22 protein-coding genes are annotated in these 19008 nt (G+C 71.5%); 7 read left to right on the top strand and 15 right to left on the bottom strand.

The features are described from left to right. Positions 1-106 precede the first annotated feature (106 nt). The gene (locus ACIA8L_RS02910; RefSeq protein ID WP_395899757.1) at positions 107-931 is read right to left on the bottom strand and encodes an SDR family NAD(P)-dependent oxidoreductase; all 825 of its coding nucleotides are present in this window, start codon (positions 929-931) and stop codon (positions 107-109) included. Between the two features lie 72 nt (positions 932-1003). On the opposite strand from ACIA8L_RS02910, the gene ACIA8L_RS02915 reads away from it, so the two are divergent. Genes ACIA8L_RS02915 through ACIA8L_RS02935 form a run of 5 tightly spaced genes read left to right on the top strand, consistent with a single transcriptional unit; the run spans position 1004 to position 4844 of the window. Next, positions 1004-1945: an HpcH/HpaI aldolase/citrate lyase family protein gene (locus tag ACIA8L_RS02915; RefSeq protein ID WP_395899759.1), complete on the top strand. Its 942-nt coding sequence runs from the start codon at positions 1004-1006 to the stop codon at positions 1943-1945. Positions 1946-1997: 52 nt separating this feature from the next. Beyond that, on the top strand, positions 1998-2909 hold the full coding sequence (locus tag ACIA8L_RS02920) for an SDR family NAD(P)-dependent oxidoreductase (protein ID WP_395899761.1): 912 nt from the start codon (positions 1998-2000) through the stop codon (positions 2907-2909). Positions 2910-2955: 46 nt separating this feature from the next. Beyond that, positions 2956-3666, top strand: a complete 711-nt coding sequence (locus tag ACIA8L_RS02925) for a hypothetical protein (RefSeq protein WP_395899763.1) — start codon at positions 2956-2958, stop codon at positions 3664-3666. A gap of 42 nt (positions 3667-3708) precedes the next feature. Further along, complete coding sequence (locus tag ACIA8L_RS02930; protein WP_395899765.1) at positions 3709-4398, top strand: hypothetical protein; 690 nt, start codon at positions 3709-3711, stop codon at positions 4396-4398. A gap of 29 nt (positions 4399-4427) precedes the next feature. Further along, positions 4428-4844, top strand: a complete 417-nt coding sequence (locus tag ACIA8L_RS02935) for a CoA-binding protein (RefSeq protein WP_395899767.1) — start codon at positions 4428-4430, stop codon at positions 4842-4844. 30 nt (positions 4845-4874) lie between these two features. Here ACIA8L_RS02935 and ACIA8L_RS02940 read toward each other — a convergent pair whose 3' ends face one another. After that, entirely contained in the window at positions 4875-6080 is a 1206-nt protein-coding gene (locus tag ACIA8L_RS02940; RefSeq protein ID WP_395899768.1) for an acyl-CoA dehydrogenase family protein, read from the bottom strand. Between the two features lie 143 nt (positions 6081-6223). On the opposite strand from ACIA8L_RS02940, the gene ACIA8L_RS02945 reads away from it, so the two are divergent. Then, complete coding sequence (locus ACIA8L_RS02945; protein ID WP_395899770.1) at positions 6224-6424, top strand: DUF4190 domain-containing protein; 201 nt, start codon at positions 6224-6226, stop codon at positions 6422-6424. Between the two features lie 348 nt (positions 6425-6772). Here the strand turns inward: ACIA8L_RS02945 and ACIA8L_RS02950 are convergent, their stop codons facing one another. The 3 genes from ACIA8L_RS02950 to ACIA8L_RS02960 form a co-directional block, all read right to left on the bottom strand. Next, complete coding sequence (locus tag ACIA8L_RS02950) at positions 6773-7552, bottom strand: LLM class flavin-dependent oxidoreductase (protein ID WP_395899772.1); 780 nt, start codon at positions 7550-7552, stop codon at positions 6773-6775. Continuing rightward, positions 7549-8394, bottom strand: coding sequence for a RecB family exonuclease (locus tag ACIA8L_RS02955; RefSeq protein ID WP_395901699.1), 846 nt, complete (start codon positions 8392-8394; stop codon positions 7549-7551). Before ACIA8L_RS02955 ends, ACIA8L_RS02950 begins: the two co-directional genes overlap by 4 nt. 102 nt (positions 8395-8496) lie before the next feature. Next, complete coding sequence (locus tag ACIA8L_RS02960; protein WP_395899774.1) at positions 8497-9114, bottom strand: MarC family protein; 618 nt, start codon at positions 9112-9114, stop codon at positions 8497-8499. 118 nt (positions 9115-9232) lie between these two features. On the opposite strand from ACIA8L_RS02960, the gene ACIA8L_RS02965 reads away from it, so the two are divergent. After that, positions 9233-10480 carry a glycoside hydrolase family 18 protein gene (locus ACIA8L_RS02965; RefSeq protein WP_395899776.1) on the top strand — a complete coding sequence of 416 codons (1248 nt, stop codon included), beginning with the start codon at positions 9233-9235 and terminating at the stop codon, positions 10478-10480. Between the two features lie 138 nt (positions 10481-10618). Here ACIA8L_RS02965 and ACIA8L_RS02970 read toward each other — a convergent pair whose 3' ends face one another. From ACIA8L_RS02970 to ACIA8L_RS03015, 10 genes are all read right to left on the bottom strand, one after another. Beyond that, positions 10619-11392 (bottom strand): TetR/AcrR family transcriptional regulator, encoded by a 774-nt coding sequence (locus tag ACIA8L_RS02970; RefSeq protein ID WP_395899778.1) that lies wholly within the window; start codon positions 11390-11392, stop codon positions 10619-10621. Continuing rightward, positions 11389-12237: a PHP domain-containing protein gene (locus tag ACIA8L_RS02975; protein WP_395899780.1), complete on the bottom strand. Its 849-nt coding sequence runs from the start codon at positions 12235-12237 to the stop codon at positions 11389-11391. Before ACIA8L_RS02975 ends, ACIA8L_RS02970 begins: the two co-directional genes overlap by 4 nt. Before the next feature lie 20 nt (positions 12238-12257). Beyond that, positions 12258-13505 carry a hypothetical protein gene (locus ACIA8L_RS02980; protein WP_395899782.1) on the bottom strand — a complete coding sequence of 416 codons (1248 nt, stop codon included), beginning with the start codon at positions 13503-13505 and terminating at the stop codon, positions 12258-12260. A gap of 31 nt (positions 13506-13536) precedes the next feature. Beyond that, positions 13537-14247 carry a SigE family RNA polymerase sigma factor gene (locus ACIA8L_RS02985; protein ID WP_395899784.1) on the bottom strand — a complete coding sequence of 237 codons (711 nt, stop codon included), beginning with the start codon at positions 14245-14247 and terminating at the stop codon, positions 13537-13539. A 139-nt stretch (positions 14248-14386) separates the two neighbouring features. Further along, entirely contained in the window at positions 14387-15376 is a 990-nt protein-coding gene (locus ACIA8L_RS02990; RefSeq protein ID WP_395899786.1) for a PH domain-containing protein, read from the bottom strand. Between the two features lie 10 nt (positions 15377-15386). Further along, entirely contained in the window at positions 15387-15593 is a 207-nt protein-coding gene (locus tag ACIA8L_RS02995; RefSeq protein WP_395901799.1) for a hypothetical protein, read from the bottom strand. Between the two features lie 87 nt (positions 15594-15680). Further along, a complete protein-coding gene (locus tag ACIA8L_RS03000) occupies positions 15681-16361 on the bottom strand; it encodes a DUF6758 family protein (RefSeq protein WP_395899788.1) in 681 nt (226 codons plus the stop codon). A 19-nt stretch (positions 16362-16380) separates the two neighbouring features. Further along, positions 16381-17001, bottom strand: a complete 621-nt coding sequence (locus ACIA8L_RS03005) for a TrmH family RNA methyltransferase (protein ID WP_395901701.1) — start codon at positions 16999-17001, stop codon at positions 16381-16383. Positions 17002-17278: 277 nt separating this feature from the next. Beyond that, positions 17279-17779, bottom strand: a complete 501-nt coding sequence (locus tag ACIA8L_RS03010; protein ID WP_395899790.1) for a hypothetical protein — start codon at positions 17777-17779, stop codon at positions 17279-17281. A 463-nt stretch (positions 17780-18242) separates the two neighbouring features. Further along, a complete protein-coding gene (locus tag ACIA8L_RS03015; protein ID WP_395899792.1) occupies positions 18243-19001 on the bottom strand; it encodes a DUF695 domain-containing protein in 759 nt (252 codons plus the stop codon). Between the last annotated feature and the right edge of the window lie 7 nt (positions 19002-19008).

A 19008-nucleotide genomic window follows, 5' to 3' on the forward strand; every position in this document is an offset into this window, starting at 1 on the left:
TTCGCCGGTGCCGCACCCCCTTTTTCCAAACCTAATCCTACCCGGCGCCACCTAATCGATCTCACAACGCGATCGCACACAGCGACCAGCCAATCGCACTCGGCGATCAGCTCAGGCCCACTGCGGCCAGGCTCTCCTCCCACAGGCGGGCGGCCAGAGCCGGGTCGTCGGTCGTGCGGGTCGGGCGGATCAGCTTGCGGTCCAGGTAGTACCCGCCCGACGTCAGCTGCGACGTCGGGGTGGCGGCCAGCCACACCAGCGTCTCCGCGCCCTTCTCCGGGCTGCGGGCGAACGGTGCGAACCGCGCGGCCACGGGCACGCCGATCGACGAACCGAACCGGCTGCGGACGAAGCCCGGGTGGTAGCTCGCCGACATGATGTCCGGCCAGCGGCGGGCCGCTTCGGCGGCGAAGAGGATGTTGGCCTGCTTGGCCGAGCCGTACATCCGCCAGAAGCCCCGCTTGTGCACGCCCCGCAGGTCCGACGGGTCCAGGGCGCCGGCCGCGTGCGCGCCGGAGGCGGTGTTGATGATCCGGCCGCCGCGCAGCTGCTCCCGCAGGAGGTTGCTGAGCAGGAACGCGGCCAGGTGGTTGGTCTGCAGGGTCGCCTCGAAGCCGTCGGCCGTGATCCGGTGGCCGCGGATCATGCCGCCGGCGTTGTTGGCGAGCACGTCGATGCGCTGGTACCGCTGGCGCAGGTGATCGACGAGCACGTGGACGTCGTCGAGTTTCGCGAAGTCGCTGCGGTAGGCGGGGACGGGGCGGCCGTTCGCGACCGCCTTCACCGCGGCCGCGGCGGCTTCCAGGCGGCCCGGGTCGCGGCCCACGAGCACCGTGTTGGCGCCGCGCCGGGCCATGTCGATTGCCGCGGCCAGGCCGATGCCGGAGCTGGCGCCGGTGACGACCACCGTGCGCCCGGTGAGATCTCCCACAGGGGGATTCTGTGTGCTCACGCGTCGAGGTTACCGTCAGGTAGCCGCCTGAAGAGTCCTTGAGGAGCTTGAATGAGACCGCGCCGCTCATGTCTCGCCGTGCCCGGTTCGAGCGTGAAAATGCTCGGCAAGGCCCAGGGGCTCCCGGCTGACCAGGTGTTCCTGGACCTGGAGGACGCGGTCGCGCCGCTGGCCAAGGCCGACGCCCGCAAGAACATCGTCGCCGCGCTGAACGACGGGGACTGGGCCGGGAAGACGCGGGTCGTGCGCGTCAATGATCTGACCACCCCCTGGACGTACCGTGACGTCATCGAGGTCGTCGAAGGCGCCGGCGAGCACCTCGACGCGATCATGCTGCCCAAGGTGCAGAACGCGGCGCAGATCGAGTGGCTGGACCTGACGCTCACCCAGATCGAGAAGACCATCGGGCTCAAAGAAAAAAGCATCGGCATCGAGGCGCAGATCGAGAACGCCGCCGGGCTGGTCAACGTCGACGCGATCGCCGCGGCCAGCCCGCGTATCGAGACCATCATCTTCGGGCCGGCCGACTTCATGGCCTCCATCAACATGAAGTCACTGGTCGTCGGCGGGCTCATCCCCGGCTACCCGGGTGACCCTTACCACTACATCCTCATGCGCATCCTCATGGCCGCCCGCATGCATGACCTGCAGGCGATCGACGGGCCGTTCCTGCAGATCCGCGACGTCGACGCGTTCCGCGAAGTGGCCGGCCGCAGCGCCGCGCTCGGGTTCGACGGCAAATGGGTGCTGCACCCCGGCCAGATCGAGGCGGCGAACGAGGTGTACTCGCCCGCGCAGGACGACTACGACCACGCCGAACTGATCCTGGACGCCTACGACTACTCCACGTCCGAGGAGGGTGGCCGCCTCGGCGCGGTCATGCTCGGCGACGAGATGATCGACGAGGCCTCGCGCAAAATGGCACTGGTCATCGCGGCCAAGGGCCGGGCGGCGGGGATGAATCGCACCTCGGCATTCACCCCGCCGAACTGAGAAACGCGCGTCGCATTGCCCGCCGGTGTGTCCGGCAGGCAGGATTTGCCCTATGGCACCCGACCTACGTTCCAGCGGCCCCGCCGGCAAGAGCGGCCGGCGCGACGCGAGCCGGCCGTCCTCCGCGCGGCGCACCCTGCGAGCCGTACCGTCCAGTGGTCCCGACCTCGAAGGCGAGACGGCCGAGGAGGAGGCCCCGACCGCCGTCGACCGCCTCGACGGGCGGATCGCCCTGGTCACCGGCGCGGGCAGCCCGGACGGCATCGGCTACGCCACGGCCCGCCGGCTCAAGCAGATGGGCGCCGCGGTCGCCATCGTCTCCACGACCCGGCGCATCCACGACCGGGCCAGCGAGCTGGGCGTCATCGGCTTCGTCGCCGACCTGACCGTCGAGGCCGAGGTCGGCGCGCTGGCCGACGCGATCCTCGACAGCCTCGGCCCGGTCGACATCCTGGTCAACAACGCCGGCCTGGCCAGCAAGGCCAGCCCCGAGGTGCTGCGCCCGGTCGCCCAGCTGACCTACGAGGAGTGGCGGGCCGAGATCGACCGCAACCTCACCACCGCGTTCCTGGTCAGCCGGGCCTTCGTCGGAGGCATGGCCGAGCACGGCTGGGGCCGGATCGTCAACCTGGCCGCGACCGCGGGCCCGGTCAACGCGCTGCCCGCCGAGGCCGGATACGCGGCGGCCAAGGCCGGTGTGGTCGGGCTCACCCGCGCCCTGGCGATGGAGCTGGTGGCCGACGGCATCACCGTCAACGCGGTCGCGCCCGGCATCATCCACACCGGCGCGTCCACCCTCGTCGAACTCAAACAGGGCTTCGGCACCCCGATGGGGCGTCCCGGCACCCCCGAGGAGGTCGCGGCGACCATCGCGTTCCTGTGCTCGCCGGGAGCGTCCTACATCACCGGACAGATGCTCGTCATCGACGGTGGCAACAGCGTGCGGGAGGCACAGTACCGGTGAGGTGACGGTCAGCGAATCACCAGCTTTCCTGGCTATGTTTGGCCGCATGGGGGCTCGTCCGGCTGACTACGTGGTGCTGCTCGCGCCGCCGGCCGTCGTCGCCGCGGCCGTCGACATCGTGCTGATCGCCGACGAGCCCGAGGCCTTCCTGCCGCTGCTGCTGATCCTGCAGCCGCTCACGGTCCTGGGCATCGTCGTGGGGCTGGTCCAGCTGACCCGGAGCACCCGTGGACCTTCGACGTTCCAGCTTCGGGTGTACCGCGGGGAGCCGGCATTCGCCGCGCTGCCCGCCTTCCGCCGCCAGTGCGTCTTCAACGGCCTCCTCAGCGCCGCGCTCGTGCTGATGGCGTTGAACGGCCTGCGGGTCGCCGGCCGGATCGTCCCGACGATGGCCTGGGCGATCCTGGCCGTCAACGGCTGCACCGTCGTCCTGCTGCTGTTCCGGATGATCCGCAGCGGCCCGCTGCTGCTCACCGCCGACGGCATCGCGGTCGACGGCGGCCGCAGCTTCATACCGTGGGCGGCGCTGGGCCCGGGCCAGGAAAGCTCCCTGTGGACGATCGCCCACCCGGAGCTCGTCGAGGGCCGCCCGGTGAAACGCTTCCAGCCCGGCCAGGACATGCCGCTCGACGTCTCCCTGTGGTTCCTGTTCCGCACGATCCACACCTACGTGCAGCACCCGGAGCAGCGCCCCGCCATCGGCTCGGAGCCGGAGCTGGAGCGCCTCCGCGGCACCCTGGCCCGCCAGGTCACCTGATCACCTGACGCGGCCCGGCCCGGCCGTCCCTAGCGTTGAAGGATGCGCGCGACAGCCCTGATCGTGGCCCCGCCCCTGCTGGTCGCGGCGGCCGGTGCGCTCGTGCCCGGCTACGTCACCTTCGTGCTCGCCGCGGTCGCGATCATCCTGCTCGACCACGCCCTGTTCGACCTGCGCCGCCGCGAGGACCCGCAGGCCCGCCCGGCGTGGGAGTTCTTCGCCCCCGCCACCTTGCTCGCGGCCCGCGCCGGCCGCGCGTTCGCCGTGGCGATGACGATCGTGGGGACCGTACTGCTGGGCACCGGCAACCGCCTCTGGCTGACCGCCGCCGCGGCCGTGGCCCTGCTCCCGATCGTGGTGGGCGTCCAACTGGTGACCCGCCGGTCCCGCGGCGCCTCGGTCCTGCGGCTGAGCCCGTCCGGAGTCGAAGTGCGCGGCCGGGTGTACAGATGGGAGCGCATCACCGGCGTGGAGCTCAACGGCGACCGAGCGAACCCGCACCTGGACCTGTTCCTGACCGCCCGCCGCACACCGGTGTCCCTGCACCCCGAAACGGTCGATGCGAGCCTGCTCTTCCTGGTCGACGTGCTGGGCTATTACCACTCCCACCCGCACCTGCGCACCGCGATCGGCACCCCCGCCGAAGCCGTCCGCGTGCACGCACTGCTGCTCAACGCCCGCCTGGCCGCCGGCCTGCACGGAGGCCCCCGCCCCATCCTGGTGGCAAGCTAGCCGTCGGCCGGCGAGCTAGGTTTGGGGGCATGCGCACCGCCGAACAGATCCTGCGCGAGGCCCGGACGATCGCCGTAGTGGGCGCCTCGAGGAGCCGCGCGAAGACCGCCCACGCCGTACCGCTGCAGATCCAACGCCACGGCTGGCGCATCATCCCCGTGAACCCCTACGCGGACGAGATCTTCGGCGAGCGCGCCTACCCCACGTTGTCCGACATCCCGTTCCCGGTCGACCTGGTCAACGTCTTCCGCCCCTCCGCCGACGCCACCCAGGTGGTCAAGGACGTCCTGGCGATCGGCGCCCCAGCGATCTGGCTGCAGCAGGACATCCACAGCCCCGAAGGCCGGGCCCTGGCCGAAGCCGCCGACGTCGACTACGTCGAAGACACCTGCATCGCCGTGGTCCGCGCCGTCCACGCCCTGACCGCCCCACCCCCCACCGCCTGACCCCTCCGAGCCGCGCCGGGCGGTGCGGGTTCAGCGCACCCCGTACTCCCGGAGCAGCCCGCGGCTGATGATGGTCTTCTGGATCTCTGACGTGCCCTCGCCGATCAGCAGGAAGGGCGCTTCGCGCATCAGGCGTTCGATCTCGTACTCCTTCGAGTACCCGTAGCCGCCGTGGATGCGGAACGACTCCTGGACGACCTCCGCGCAGTACTCGCTGGCCAGCAGCTTCGCCATGCCCGCCTCGACGTCGTTGCGCTGGCCGGCGTCCTTGAGCCGGGCCGCCCCGACCATGAGGGCGTGCGCGGCCTCGATCTTCGTGGCCATCTCGGCCAGCTTGAACGCGATCGCCTGGTGCTTCACCAGCGGCGCGCCGAAGGTGTGGCGTTGCTGGGCGTAGGCGATGGCCAGTTCGAACGCGCGGATCGAGATGCCGCAGGCGCGGGCGGCCACGTTGACCCGGCCGACCTCGATGCCGTCCATCATCTGGTAGAAGCCGCGGCCGGCCTGGTCGGCGCCGCCCAGGACCGCCGAGCCGGGGACCCGGACGCCGTCGAGGACCATCTCGGTGGTCTCGACGCCCTTGTAGCCCATCTTCTCGATCTTGCCGGGGATGTTGAGGCCGGGCAGGCGCTCGTTGAGGCCGAAGCCGGGGTCCTTCTCGAGCAGGAACGTCGTCATGTTCCCGTACACCGACTCGGCTCCGAGCTCGGTCTTCACCAGCGTGGCGACGACGGACGAGTACGCGCCGTTGGTCAGCCACATCTTCTGCCCGTCGAGCACCCAGTCGTCCCCGTCGGCCACCGCCTTGCTGCGGATCGCGGCCACGTCGGAGCCGGTGCCGGGCTCGGACATCGAGAACGCGCCGCGTACCTCGCCGGTCGCCATCCGCGGCAGGAGCCGCTGCCGCTGGTCCGCGGACCCGTGCTGGGACACCAGGTACGCCACGATGAAGTGCGTGTTCACGATCCCGGACACGGACATCCAGCCGCGGGAGAGCTCCTCGACGACGAGGGCGTAGGTGAGCAGCGACTCGCCGAGGCCGCCGTACTCTTCGGCGATCGTCAGCCCGAACAGGCCCATCTCCCGCATCCCGGCCACGATGTCGGCCGGGTACACATCCTCGTGCTCAAGCTGCTGCGCGTGCGGGATGATCTCCTTGTCGACGAAGGCCCGCACCGTCTCCAGCATCGCCTGCTGCACATCGGTGAGCCCCGGCGTCCGGGCGAGACGGGCCATGCGACGACCTCCGGTGGTCGAGCCGATGTACCGACGGGTACGTGGCGAATCTATGTTACCGACGAGTATCTAACGCAGTATCGAACCTCCGGTGCGCCGAGACCATGCGCGGGCTGGGCCGAGCCGTGTGAAATGGTTCTCAGGTGCGAGTCAACGGCATGGCGGTGGCGGCCCTGATCTGCGCGATCGTGGTACCACCGTTCGGCATCCTGATGGGCCACATCGCCTGGTCACAGTCCCGCCGCGAACAACGCCCCGGCGCCGGCCTGGCCCTGGCCGCGATGATCGTCGGCTACACGCTGCTCCTGGTCGTCTGCGGCCTCCCGATCATCTACTACGCCTGACCCCGCCCGGCGAAGGTCAAGCGCACGGCGAGCAGGAGACGATGGAACGTTGCAAAGCGGCCGGCGACGGAGCTCCGCCGAGACTCACAGCGCCGTGGTCGCCAAGCGGCACCCAGCAGCCGCACGCCGCGAGCGCGGGCCGGCGATAAGCGCTGGCGACCGGCAAGAGCGCGCGAGCGGGCCAGCGATAAGCGCTGGCGACCGACAGGCGCGGGCCAGCGGCGAGCGCTAACGACCGGCAAGAGCGCGCGAGCGGCCAGCCAGGACAGCGGCAGTTTCAGCGCAGCGTGCGCCGACAGGAGCGCGGCGGCAGCTCAGCCCCGGGCGGTCTAAGGCTCCTCGACCGGTCTAGGGCTCCTCGACCCGACGCGCGAGGTCGGCCGGAGTGCCCCGCCGCCCGTGGATGTGCTCCAGCCACAGCGTCACCCCGGCGTCCGCGTATTCGGCGAGCACCGGGTCGTCATTGCGCCGCGACGCCCCCACCAGCACCACCTCGAACGGGCCGTCCCGGTGCCGCCCGATGTACTCCACCGACGCCGCGATCTCCGCCGGCGACACCGTCATCGTCCCGTCCTCGGCGTCCCCGGCGGCCAGCCAGCCGTCCCACCGGGCCGCCCGCCGCAGCGCCGCCTTGCTCGCACCCCCGACCAGGATCGGCGGCCGCGGCGTCTGCAAGGGCCGCGGCAGCAGGGTGACGCCGTTGACCGATTCGCCGCTGAGCAGCCCGCCCACGACGTCGAGCCCGGAGTCCAGCCGGCGGGCCCGGACGCGCAGGTCGGCGTCCTCCCCGAACGCCGTGTATTCGGCGTCGACGCCCCCGAGACCCACCCCGAGCGTCGCCCGGCCGCCGCTGAGCCGGTCCAGCGTCGCCACCGCACTGGCCACCACCGCCGGTCGTCGCCGCGGCAACGGTGTCACCGCGGTCCCGAGCCGCAGCGCGGTGGTGGCCTGGGCGACGGCGGCGAGGGTCACCCACGGGTCCGCGGACGGCACGCCCCACGCGAACGCCAGGTGGTCCCAGACGAACAGCGCCTCCCAGCCGGCCCGCTCGGCCGCGACGGCGACGTCGACCACCCGCCCGGGCTCCGCGAAGTCGCCGAGGGTGCAGACGTCGATGCCGAACCTCATTCGATCGCCGCCCAGGGGTCCTTCGCCATGGCCGACGAGCCTTCGGGGCAGGACTTGCGGTAGTCGCACCAGGAGCACTGCGGTCCGACGCGGGCCGGGAACTCGGTGTCGGCCACGATGTCGGCGGCGGTGTCCTCGGCCCGCCGGAGGTGGCGCTCGAGGGACGCGTCGGTGTGGTCGAACGCGGCGACGGACCCGGTCGGCAGGTGGTGGAGCTCGACCCGGTGGCAGGGTTTGCGGAACACCCGGGCGGTGGCGATCGCGTAGAGCGCGAGGGCCCGTGAGCCCCGGGCGTCGTCCTCGGAGACGCCGCCGCGGCCGGTCTTGTAGTCGACGATGACGAGTTCTTCGCCGCGCTGGTCGATCCGGTCGACGCGGCCGGACAGGGCCAGGGTCTCGGTCCGGGCGGCGACCGTGCGCTCCACGCCGACGGGTTCGTCGGCGGGGTCGAGGCTGTCCACATAGGATTCGAGCCAGGTCAGCGCGCGCCGGTACACCTGGCGCTCCTGCTCTTCGTCCTTGTAACCCTCGCGGACCCAGGTCGCCTTGAGCAGCGCGGGCAGGGCCTCGGGCCGGCGGCGGTCGGGCTCCAGGGCATACCAGTTCTTGAGGGCGGTGTGCGCGGACGCGCCGAGCGAGTTGTGCGCCCACGGCGGGCCCTTCGGCGGGGTCGGCCGGTCGACGTAGGTGTATCGGTAGCGCCGCGGGCAGTCCTCGTAGCTGCCGAGTTTGCTGGGCGTGCAGGTGAAGAGGCGCCGCGGCGCCGCGAAAAGTCCCAACTGCTCCACGCCCAGCATCCTGCCACCCGGGTACGACAAAAAACCGGCCCCCCGAGTTCGAATCCGGTGAATACCCCGTCAGGCGAAAAATCCGGATATGTCGTGGCGCGAAGCGCCCGACATATCAAGCCCCCGACGCATCAAAGGAGCAGCCCAACGAAGCGCTCAGTGCGGCGTATGAAGATACGTCGTCACAAAGGCGCCGATCGCGTCGGCCAGGAGCTGCACGGCGATCGCCGCGACCAGCAGCCCGGCGATCCGGGTGACGACCTCGATCCCGCTCGGCCGCAGAATCCGGACCAGCACCCCCGAGAAGCGCAATACCAGGTATACCACCAGCATCACGGCGACGATCCCGACCGCGATCGCGGCATACCCCGAGAGCGTATGGGCCCGGCGCACGAACAGCATGGTGGCCACGATGGCGCCCGGCCCGGCCAGCAGCGGCGTGCCCAGGGGCACCAGGGCGACGTTCGTCGTCACCTCCTGCTGCGGGTCGTCGGTCTTGCCGGTCAGCAGCTGCAGCGCGACGAGCAGCAGGAGCAGCCCCCCGGCGCCCTGCAGCGCGGGCAGGTCGATGTGCAGGTAGGTCAGAATCTGCCGGCCCACCAACGCGAACGCCACGATCACGCCCAGGGCGAGGATCACGGCCTGCATCGCGGCGCGGTGGCGGGCCCGGCGTTCGAGCTGGCCGGTGAGCGCGAGGAAGATCGGCACCGCGCCCGGCGGGTCCAGGATGACGAGCAGCGTTACGAACACTTCGCCGAGAAGCTTCAAATCCACGACCGGATTGTCGTAGCAGGCCCGTATCGAGCGGATACCTGGGTCTTGACGTCGTTGGGCGGCGCACCTACTTTGCCGTAGAGAACAGCAAACTTTCCTTACAGATAGGTGGAGGGTTATGGGCAAACGCACGCTCCTGGCGGGGTTCGCGGCGGTTCTGGCCACGACGTCGCTCGCCCTCGCGCCCGGGACGGCGGCCAACGCCAACGGCGCCTCGCACCAGGACGAGTACAAGCGGGTCGGGTACTTCATCCAGTGGGGCATCTACGGCCGCCAGTACTACGTCAAGAACCTCGAGACCAGCGGGCAGGCCGCGCGCCTGACGCACATCAACTACGCGTTCGCCGGCATCGACAAGACCGGCACCGCATGTGAGTCCGTCGACCCGTGGGCCGACTACCAGCGCCCGGTCTCCGCGGAGGAGAGCGTCGACGGAGTCGCCGACGTCGCGGGCCAGCCCCTCGCCGGCAACTTCAACCAGCTCAAGAAGCTCAAGGCCAAGCACCCGGGCCTCAAGGTCATGCTGTCGCTGGGCGGCTGGACGCTGTCGTCGCGGTTCTCCGACGTCGCGCTGACCGACGCGTCGCGCCAGGCGTTCGTCAAGTCGTGCATGGACCAGTTCATGACGCTGGGCGTCTTCGACGGCTTCGACCTGGACTGGGAGTGGCCCGGCTCCGAGGGCAACGCGGGCAACGTGATCCGGCCCGAGGACAAGCAGAACTTCACCAAGCTCGTCGCCGAGTTCCGCAAGCAGCTGGGCAAGAACAAGGTCCTCACCGCGTTCCTGCCGGCCGCACCGGCGAAGATGGACGCCGGCTTCGAAGCGAACAAAATCTTTAAATACCTCGATTTCGGTACTGTCCAGGGCTACGACTTCCACGGCACGTGGGAGCCCACCACGAACCAGCAGTCCGCGCTCTTCGTCCCGCGCAACACTCCGACGACCCCCGACTTCAGCGGGTCGACCTCGCTGAAGGCGTGGACCGACCGCGGCGCGCCCAAGAAGCAGCTCGTGCTCGGCATCCCGTACTACGGCCAGGGCTGGACCGGCGTCACCAACGCCAACCGGGGCCTGTTCCAGCCGGCGGCCGGCGCGGCCAAGGGCACCTGGGCCGACGGCAACGAGGACTACAAGGTCCTGGCGACGCTGCCGCAGCAGGGCTACAAGGTGTACCACGACCTGCTGTCCGGCTCGGCGTGGCTGTTCAACGGCACCACGTACTGGACCTACGACGACCCGATCGTCGTGGCCCAGAAGGGCCTGTACGTCCGCCTCGCCGGCTACGGCGGCGCGATGGTCTGGTCCCTCGACGGCGACGACGCCAACGGCTCGCTCACCAAGGCGATCTACACCACGCTGCGGTAGGAGCGACCGGGAACCGGCCCGCCGCCTCGACCGGCACCGATGGGCCGCAGCATCACGGCAAGCCGCGATGCTGCGGCGGTGGTGGCGCCGCCGATGGTGATCGTGGCCTGTTGCCGGCCGTTCGACCTGCGGTAGAGCTCAATCAGGGGTGCTCGGCGGCGGCAGGAACTGTGCGATGCCGTCGAGCACCCGCTCCAGGCCGAACGTGAACGCGCGGGCCGGGTCGCCGGCGCCGTACTCCTCGCCCGCCGCCTGCCCGATCCGGGCCGCGACCGGGAACCGGGCCGGGTCGAGGACCTCGGCCAGCAGCGGCGACCACGCCTCCCACCACTCGGTGTCGCTGCGGCCGGTGCGCTGCTCGGCCTGGTCGGCCAAGACCGCGGCCCGCACCGCCCCGGTGACGTAGTCGAGGACCAGACTCAGCAGCTGGTCGGTGGCGACGTCGCCGACGCCGGTGCCGTCGAAGGCGCGCAGTTCGAAGTCGTACTTCGCGATGGTGTTCGGCCCCAGCACGGGCCGGCTGGTGGCCACCTGCAGCAGCCACGGGTGGCGCCGGTAGAGCTCCCAGTTGGTCCGGGCCACCTCGCCGAGCCGTTCCCGCCAGCCGCCGGCCGTGTACCTTTCGCGGACCGCCTCGCCGCTGACCGCGTCGACCATGACGTCGAGCAGCTCGGCCTTGCCGGGGACGTACGTGTACAGCGACATCGCGGTCACCCCGAGCCGCTCCGCGACCCGCCGCATCGACACCGCCGGCAGGCCTTCGGTGTCGGCGAGGGCGACGGCGACGGCGACGATGCCGGGGACGGTGAACTTGGGCCGGGGCCCCCGCCGGGCGGCCTGGCCCGGCACCCGTCCCCACAGCAGGTCGATGCTGCGGCGCGGATCGCCGGCCCCGCTGTACTCGGTCGTCACCCGATGACACCGCTGCCGTGCGCGGCCCCGACGATGCGCTCGAGGACCTCCGGGGCGGTGGTGCGGGCGCCGAGCCTGACCGTCTTGTTGGTGCCGTGGTAGTCGCTGCTGCCGGTGGTGACGAGCCCCAGCCGGTCGGCGAGGGCGTGCATCTCGGCCTGCTCCTGGGGGCTGTGGTCGGTGTGGTCGGCCTCCAGGCCGAAGAGCCCGGCGGCGGCCATCTCGACGATCATCTCGTCGGGCACCACCGGGCCGCGCTTGCTGGCCCGCGGATGGGCGAAGACCGGGACGCCGCCGGCGCCGACGACGAGCCGGAGTGCGGCGAAGACGTCGAGATCTTCTTTCGGGAGTCGGTACCGTCGCCCCAGCCATTCGGGCTCGAAAGCCTCCGTGACCGTGCCGACGAGGCCGCGGCGGATGAGGGCCTGGGCGAGGTGCGGGCGGCCGACAGTACCCCCGGCCGCGTCTTGTCGCACTTCATCCCAGGTGACGTCGATGCCGCCGGCGTTGAGCAGCCCCACCATGCGCTCGGCCCTGGTCTCCCGGGCGGCGCGGACCCGGGCCAGTGCGTCGCTGAGCTCGGGGTCGGCCGGGTCGAACAGGTAGGCCAGGAGGTGCAGCGAGACGGGGAAGGCCCCGCCGTGCCAGCGGCACGACAGCTCGGCCCCCGGCACCAGGGTGAGCCCGCCGGGCCGGGCCGCCGCGGCGGGCGCCCAGCCGGCGGTCGTGTCGTGGTCGGTCACGCCGAGGACGTCGAGGCCGGCCGTGGCCGCCTCGGCGACCAGCTCGGCCGGGGTGGAGGTGCCGTCGCTGGCCGTCGAGTGGGCGTGAAGATCGATCCGCACGCCCCCAGTCTAGGGAGGCGCTACTGCTCTGTGAGCGGTTCGATGAGCACGACGCCGTCGGTGCCCTGATTCTGGTCCTGATCCTGGTCCAGGGGCTGCGGCGTCTGGTCGGCCCGGCCGGTCGGGTCGAGGGTGAGGAACTTCTTGCCGGTGTCGACGACGAACATCTTGGCGCTGAGCCAGACGGTCTTGCCGGTGACGGCGAGGTTCCACAGCTTGGCCCTGGCCGCGGGCGAGGCCGCGGCGCTGGCGTTGGTCGTGAGGAACACCGTGGTCAGGTCCACGATCGCGACCTGTTTCAGGCCGGCCACCGGGTAGGCGAGCCAGCGGGCGTCGGGGGAGATCCGGGCGCCGTCCTTGGCCGCGACCGGCAGCCCGCACATCTTGTTCTTGATCCGGAACGGCTGGTCGAACTGCAGCAGGGCCAGGCACATCGCCGTCTCGCCGGCCGCGGCCGTCTTGATCTCGGCGTAGACGCCGCCGTTGTCGGCGGTGCCGCCGAAGACCCGCACGACCGTCGCGTCCCAGGTCGGGGCGTAGCCGCGCTCGGTGTGCCAGACGTCGAAGCCCTTGTCGTCGCTGCTCACGACCAGGTTGGTGCCGACGAAGGTGACCGGCTGGGTGTCGTCGGGCACCGTGACCGAGTTGCCCTGGGTGATCTTCTTGGTCTTCTCGTCGCTGCGGGTGCCGACGTTCATCTTGCCCTGCGACGCCCAGGCGACCGTGTCGCCGTCCTTGGCCACGACGATGTTGGTGGCGTCGTCGACCAGGACCTGCTGCTGCTCGGTGTCGTTCTGCAGGACGAGCTGCTTGTCGCCGTCGGGCTGGGTGTTGACCACCAGGTAGCCGTCCTTGGCCTGGTAGGCCGCGGTGACGGTGCTCTTCGCGGGCAGCTGCAGGCGCACCTTGGTGGCCGCCTCGGCGCTCGGGCCGATGCCGGTGACCTCCCGCATGGCCGGCGGGGCGGTCGGGGCGGTGGGGGTGCTGCCCGTCGCCGGGCGCTGCGACGGGCTCTCCTGGGCGACCGGCCCGGGCGGCTGGGAGGATCCGATCGGGGCCGCGCCGGTGAAGGTGTGCAGGACCGCGACGGAGGCGGCCGCGACGGCGACGATCCCGGTGAGCCCGGTCACCGCGACACGCCGGCGCCGGCGGACCCGCGCGGCGCCGCGGATGGCAGCGTCGGCGAACCCGTCCAGCGACGACAGCGACCCCGGCGGGGCGCTGCCCGCCTTGGCCGCGAACGTCTCGCGGAGCTCGTCTTCCAGCATGGTTGTCACGTCTCCAAACCCACGCGCACAGTCAGACTTCGACTTCCACCGGTGCTTCGACCGCGGTGTCCGCTGGTAGAAGCGCCTCAGCCTCGGCAAAAGGTTGTGCCGGCTCCGGGACTGCCGCGACATCCGGCACATCGGGCAGCACGGCGAGCGGCGGGGCGGATTTGGGTGGTCTGGTTCGGGTGGGTTCGGAATGCTGCGGGCGGGCGGGCTGGGACTTGACGGCCGGGCGGACACCTTCGGCGCTGAGTTTGTCACGCAGCGTGGCGAGGGCGCGGGAGGTCTGGCTCTTGACGGTGCCGACGGAGACGCCGAGCAGGCGGGCGGTCTCGGCCTCGGACTGGTCCTCGTAGTAGCGCAGCACGAGCACGGCCCGCTGCCGGTTGGGCAGGGCCTTGACGTGCCGCCACATGGCGTCGCGCTCCAGGCTCTCCTCGAGCTGGTCGGCGGCGGCGCTCTCGGGCAGGACCTCGGTGGGGCGCTCGCCGTGCCAGCGCCGCCGCCACCAGCTGGTGGCGGTGTTGACCAGCACGCGGCGGGCGTAGGGCTCGACGGCCTCGATGTGCCCGAGCCGCTTCCAGGCCAGGAAGGTCTTGGTCAGCGCGATCTGCAGGAGGTCCTCGGCGGTGGCCCAGTCACCGGCCAGCAGGTAGGCCGTGCGCAGGAGCGCCTTGGAGCGAAGCCCGACGAACTCACGAAAGTCTTCCTCGCGGAAACCTGCTGCCTCGTCCGGCACCGACCGCCCCCTCCACCCTCCGCGCCCACGTACGAAGACGCCACTGGGGGGTCCGGAGGTTGCATGACGACACGGATTCTCAGGGAATTCCCAGCCGGATCGGTGGGGTTCGGGTGGATCGGCCGGGTGGCCCGGTGGCTCAGGTGCCGTCGTCCTCGCCGCTGACCGCACGGCCGAGGCGGGCCTCGACGGCCTCCGGCTCGTACATCTCCTCGACGATGCGCAGGTAGAGCTCATTGGGGTTGGGCAGGTTGCGGATATTGCGCAGGGCCTGGTCCTGGCCGGCGGACTCCAGCTCGAAGTGCCCGTATCCGAACATTCGCCCGGTCAGCGACTGGACGTATTTCATGTCCGTCACCCGCTGCAGCGGCATCATGGCCACATTGCGGGTGAAAATGCCGGAGACGACCATGACCCGCTTATTGGTCAGGATGAATCGGTCGTACCACCAGTCGGCGACCTTCCACGCGCAGTAGAGGATCACGCCGGCCCAGATCACGACCACCGCGGTGCGAATCTGCTCGTAGCCGCTCTTGGTGAGCCAGCCCGCGATGTAGCCCATCGCGATCGTCGCCACAATGGCGATGACGCCCTCGCGGGCGAGCTGGATCCAATGCCGCTTCCATTCACCGCGGAATTTCTCGGTGGGGAACAGATAGCGCGACGCGTGGCCGCTGGCCTCGTCCTCCAAGGGCGCCACGCGGCTGCCGGGCGGCACCGACGGCGCCGGCTCACCGCCCTGGAGCCGGGCGAACTCGTCCTGGGAGAACGACGGCGGGGCGCCGCTGTATTGCGGTGCGGCCCCGCCGCGCGCGCCGGCGCCGTCGGTCATCGGGTCGGCGTAGGCGTCGGAGACGAAGTCGTCACCGTCCGTCGTGTATTCGGCCCGTGGAGGCTCGTAGCCACCGGTGGCCGGCTCGTAGCTGCCACCGGGCTCGTAGCCGGCGCCGCGGGCGGCCTCGTAGTCCGACGTCGGTGAGTATTCGACCGGCGGCTCGTCGTCGGCGGAGTAGTCGGGCCGGGCCTCCGGGCGTGAACCGGGGCGGGCACGGGGAATCGGCTCCGTGTCGCGGTCCTGGAACCGCCGGCCGTTGGGGTCGTCCTCGGGGGGTTCAGCGCCGGTCGACATGGCTGGGTCCTTAGGCGACGAGGCTCGAGAAAAACTCGCCGAATCCTGTGGCGATGTCCATGATGCCGCCGCCGAGCGACTTGAACACGTTGGCGGCCGACTGTGGCCGATATGCCACGAAGAAGATGAGGAAGGCAATGCTTCCCCAGGTGAGGACCTTTTTGAGCATCGCGGTCAATCCCCTCCCCGCGACACTGCGCACCAGTGCCCCGGCCAAACTCAGCGTATCAGCTGCGCGGCTCAGGGTGCAGATGCGCCGCGCCGGGAGGCGGTCCGCCCGGAGCTTGATCGTAGAGGTAGACGTCTACGCTTTGCCGTGAAGATAGGGCGACGGCGCGCCGTACACGAGGTGGGTTGGCACGTCGTCGGAGAGATCGTGCAGGTCGAGCTCCTCTTCGAGGAGATAGCCGGCCGCGGCGGGCCAGGTGACGATGTAGATCCACATCCCGGCCGCCTCACCCACGTAGGCGCAGCGGTCCTCGGGCGACTTGGCCATCCACAGCGGCAGCGGCCAGCCCGCGGCCCGGACCCGGGCGTGCGCGGTGGTGGTGGCGATGTCCCCGTCGAAGAACGGCCCCGGGTCGGTCCCCGGGATGCCGGCGAACCGGGTGCCGAGCCCGATGCCGGGCTCCTCGGCGATGATCACGCAGTCGGCCGGCCCGTGCTCCACGACGCCCGGCCCGCTGCAGGCCACCGCGGTCGCCCGGATGCCGGAGCGCTCGTCGCCGACCCACCCGACGCCGGTCATCATCCAGCCGCTCGGCAGCGGCCACGGACACCACAGGGGGGTCGGGCGCTTGTCCCCGGCCCGCTGGGCGGCGGCGACGAGCCGGGCCCGGGCCGAGTCCACGATCTCCGGCCCGATGTGGTGCGCGACGTGCAACGGCAGCACCGAGCCGTCGGCGTCGCAGCGCCATTCGGAGTGCATCAGGTCCGGCGCGCGCACCGGACCACCACAGCGGGGACAGCTGACTGCGACGCCCATGTACCCACGGTAAGGCCGTTCACGGGTTTCCGACCCCGTACTGGCGGATCCAGGTATGCATGGCGATGCCGCTGGCGACCCCGGCGTTGATGGAGCGGGTGGAGCCGTACTGCGCGATCGAGTACACCGCCGAGCAGGCCACCCGGGCCGGCTCGGACAGGCCCGGCCCCTCCTGGCCGAACAGCAGCACGCACCGCTCGGGCAGTTCGGCCCGCTCCAGCGCCCCCGCCCCCGGCAGGTTGTCGATGCCGATCAGCGGGAGGTCCTCCCGCTTGGTCCAGGCCAGGAACGTCTCCACGTCCGGGTGGTGGCGCACGTGCTGGTAGCGGTCGGTGACCATGGCCCCGCGCCGGTTCCAGCGCCGCCGCCCGACGATGTGCACCTCGGCCGCCAGGAACGCGTTGGCGTTGCGCACCACGGTGCCGATGTTGAGGTCGTGCTGCCAGTTCTCCACCGCGACGTGGAACGCGTGCCGGCGGGTGTCGAGGTCGGCCACGATCGCCTCGAGCCGCCAGTAGCGGTAGCGGTCGACCACGTTGCGCCGGTCGCCCGCGGCGAGCAGGCCGGGGTCGTAGTGCTCGCCCGCCGGCCACGGGCCGTCCCAGGGCCCGACGCCGACCGGCAGCTCGTCGCCTTCCACCCGCTCGGTGGTCTCGTCGCCTTCCACCCGCTCGGTGGTCTCGTCGCCTTCCACCCGCCTCGGGATCTCGTGGCCTTCCGCCCGCTCGGGGATCTCGTCGCCTTCCGCCCGTTCGAGGGTCTCGTCGCCTTCCACCCGCCTCGGGATCTCGTGGCCTTCCACCCGTTCGGGGGTCTCGTCGCCTTCCATGCGCACGAGGGTATTGGAGGCCAGCCGGGTGAGAAGGTTTGCCCAGCCCACCCGGCCGGCGCTCGCGGCGCGCCGGGGGAGTGCCGCCTCAGCGGTGCAAGGCGCGCGCCAGTTCGCGGGCGATCCCGTTGACGAAGCGCCGCTCGGCCAGGTGGATCTCCACCCCGCCGAGCCGGATCCGCCCCGCCGCCCACGCGGTGCGCCCGACGCTCGCGGCGATGTCCATCAGCCACTCGCCGTAGGCGAGCGCGATGTCGGCCCCGAGCCGCTCGGCCAGCAGCCGCACGGCGAACCCGCAGTCGGCGAGCACGGCGTCGGGCCGCACGGCGCCGTCGTCCAGATCGCTGTCGGTCAGCTGCTCGGCGAAGATGGCGGCGACCACCCCGCGCACGAGCAGGGCCCGGGACCGCTGCCCCGAGGCGATGGCCGCCACCCCGGCGACGGCGTCGACGTGCTCGTCACCGGCGCAGGCCACGACCAGCACGCTGCGGGGGAGCCGGACGAGCAGGTCCCACTCCGGCCGGTGCAGCGGCAGGTCGACCCCGACGGCCGGGCGGCCGGACGGGCCGGAAGCGGGCTTGCTCGGCATGGCGACCTCCCTCCGCGAGCGTATGCCGAAAAATCCGGTGATAGCGCCTTTTCCCGGAGGCAAAACGGTTGCGGGGCCACGCGATCCGGCGCCGCTCGGTGGCTCGGCGGGTCGGTCGGACCTGAGCCCTGCTGCCCGGTGCCCCTGCGGCGCGGGCCGGCCCGTCCACCCGGCCTGGCGGCGCGGTGCCTGCGGCGCGGTCCGGCTTAATCACCCGGCCGACGGTGCGGTGCGGTGCCCTGCGGCGCGGTCGGCCTGGGGCGCGGTGTCTTGCGGTGCGGTGCGGCTTAATCACCCAGTCGGCGGTGCGGTGCCCGGCGGCGCGGTCGGCCTGAGTTCGGCGGGGGCGGTCGGGCTGGGTTCGGCGGGGGCGGTCGGGCTGGGTTCGGCGGGGGCGGTCGGCCTGAGTCCGGCGGGGCCGCCTGAGTCTCGCTGGGCGGTCGGGCTGGGTTCGGCGGGGCGGTCAGGCCTGGACCATGCAGCCCCAGCCGTCGTAGATGCCGTCGTGGCGCTCGACGATGCCGCGGACTTTCCAAGTCACCTCGTGCAGGGTCGGCGGCTCGACCGGGTCCCGGCGGATCGCCTGCAGGACGAAGTCGCCCTCGTCGCCGCGCTCCACGGTGACCGCGAAGCCGTCCTCGCGCAGCTCCGCGGCGGTCGCCTCGGCCCGGTCGGGGTCGGGGAAGTAGGCCAGGAACTCCACCGCCCGGGGCGAGCTGAGCCGGTCGCCGTGCGCCTCCAGCTCCTGGACCACCTGGTTGTCGTCCATGATGTTGCGCTGCCAGGCGTCGGGGGTCAGCTCGTCGCGGACCCGGGTCCAGCCGGGGTCGGAGGCCATCCCGGTCTGCGGGGTGATGCCGTCGATCGCCGGCAGTGGCGGGGGGATACTGTCGGCCGGGAGGTATCCGGTGATGCGGCCGGTGTTGTCCGACAGCACGCGGCCGACGAGCGCGCCGCCGGCCGAGCGCAGCACCTGGCGCACCGCCGCGTCCAGCTCGTGGATCGAGGACAGCTCGCCGGCCGCCGGCATGCCGCTCGCGCCGTCGCCGGTGTAGGTGAACTCGACGTCGAAGCGCTGCGGGAACCGCGCGACCGGGGCGGCCTCGACCGCGCCGAGGTCGATGTTGTACATCGCCAGGTGGCCGCCCACCTCGCCCGGGTAGACCGCCCAGCGCTCGTCCCAGGCCGGCTCCCGCCCCAGCAGCCTGCGCAGCAATCCCACGCCGTCC

Source organism: Dactylosporangium sp. NPDC051541, from assembly GCF_044454505.1.
GTDB lineage: Bacteria > Actinomycetota > Actinomycetes > Mycobacteriales > Micromonosporaceae > Dactylosporangium.

Bases quoted from the DNA above. Each gene is read 5' to 3' on its own strand.
- ACIA8L_RS02915 (WP_395899759.1), top strand. From the start codon at position 1,004: ATGAGACCGCGCCGCTCATGTCTCGCCGTGCCCGGTTCGAGCGTGAAA.
- ACIA8L_RS02920 (WP_395899761.1), top strand. From the start codon at position 1,998: ATGGCACCCGACCTACGTTCCAGCGGCCCCGCCGGCAAGAGCGGCCGG.
- ACIA8L_RS02925 (WP_395899763.1), top strand. From the start codon at position 2,956: ATGGGGGCTCGTCCGGCTGACTACGTGGTGCTGCTCGCGCCGCCGGCC.
- ACIA8L_RS02930 (WP_395899765.1), top strand. From the start codon at position 3,709: ATGCGCGCGACAGCCCTGATCGTGGCCCCGCCCCTGCTGGTCGCGGCG.
- ACIA8L_RS02935 (WP_395899767.1), top strand. From the start codon at position 4,428: ATGCGCACCGCCGAACAGATCCTGCGCGAGGCCCGGACGATCGCCGTA.
- ACIA8L_RS02940 (WP_395899768.1), bottom strand. From the start codon at position 6,080: ATGGCCCGTCTCGCCCGGACGCCGGGGCTCACCGATGTGCAGCAGGCG.
- ACIA8L_RS02950 (WP_395899772.1), bottom strand. From the start codon at position 7,552: ATGAGGTTCGGCATCGACGTCTGCACCCTCGGCGACTTCGCGGAGCCC.
- ACIA8L_RS02965 (WP_395899776.1), top strand. From the start codon at position 9,233: ATGGGCAAACGCACGCTCCTGGCGGGGTTCGCGGCGGTTCTGGCCACG.
- ACIA8L_RS02980 (WP_395899782.1), bottom strand. From the start codon at position 13,505: ATGCTGGAAGACGAGCTCCGCGAGACGTTCGCGGCCAAGGCGGGCAGC.
- ACIA8L_RS02990 (WP_395899786.1), bottom strand. From the start codon at position 15,376: ATGTCGACCGGCGCTGAACCCCCCGAGGACGACCCCAACGGCCGGCGG.
- ACIA8L_RS03000 (WP_395899788.1), bottom strand. From the start codon at position 16,361: ATGGGCGTCGCAGTCAGCTGTCCCCGCTGTGGTGGTCCGGTGCGCGCG.
- ACIA8L_RS03010 (WP_395899790.1), bottom strand. From the start codon at position 17,779: ATGCCGAGCAAGCCCGCTTCCGGCCCGTCCGGCCGCCCGGCCGTCGGG.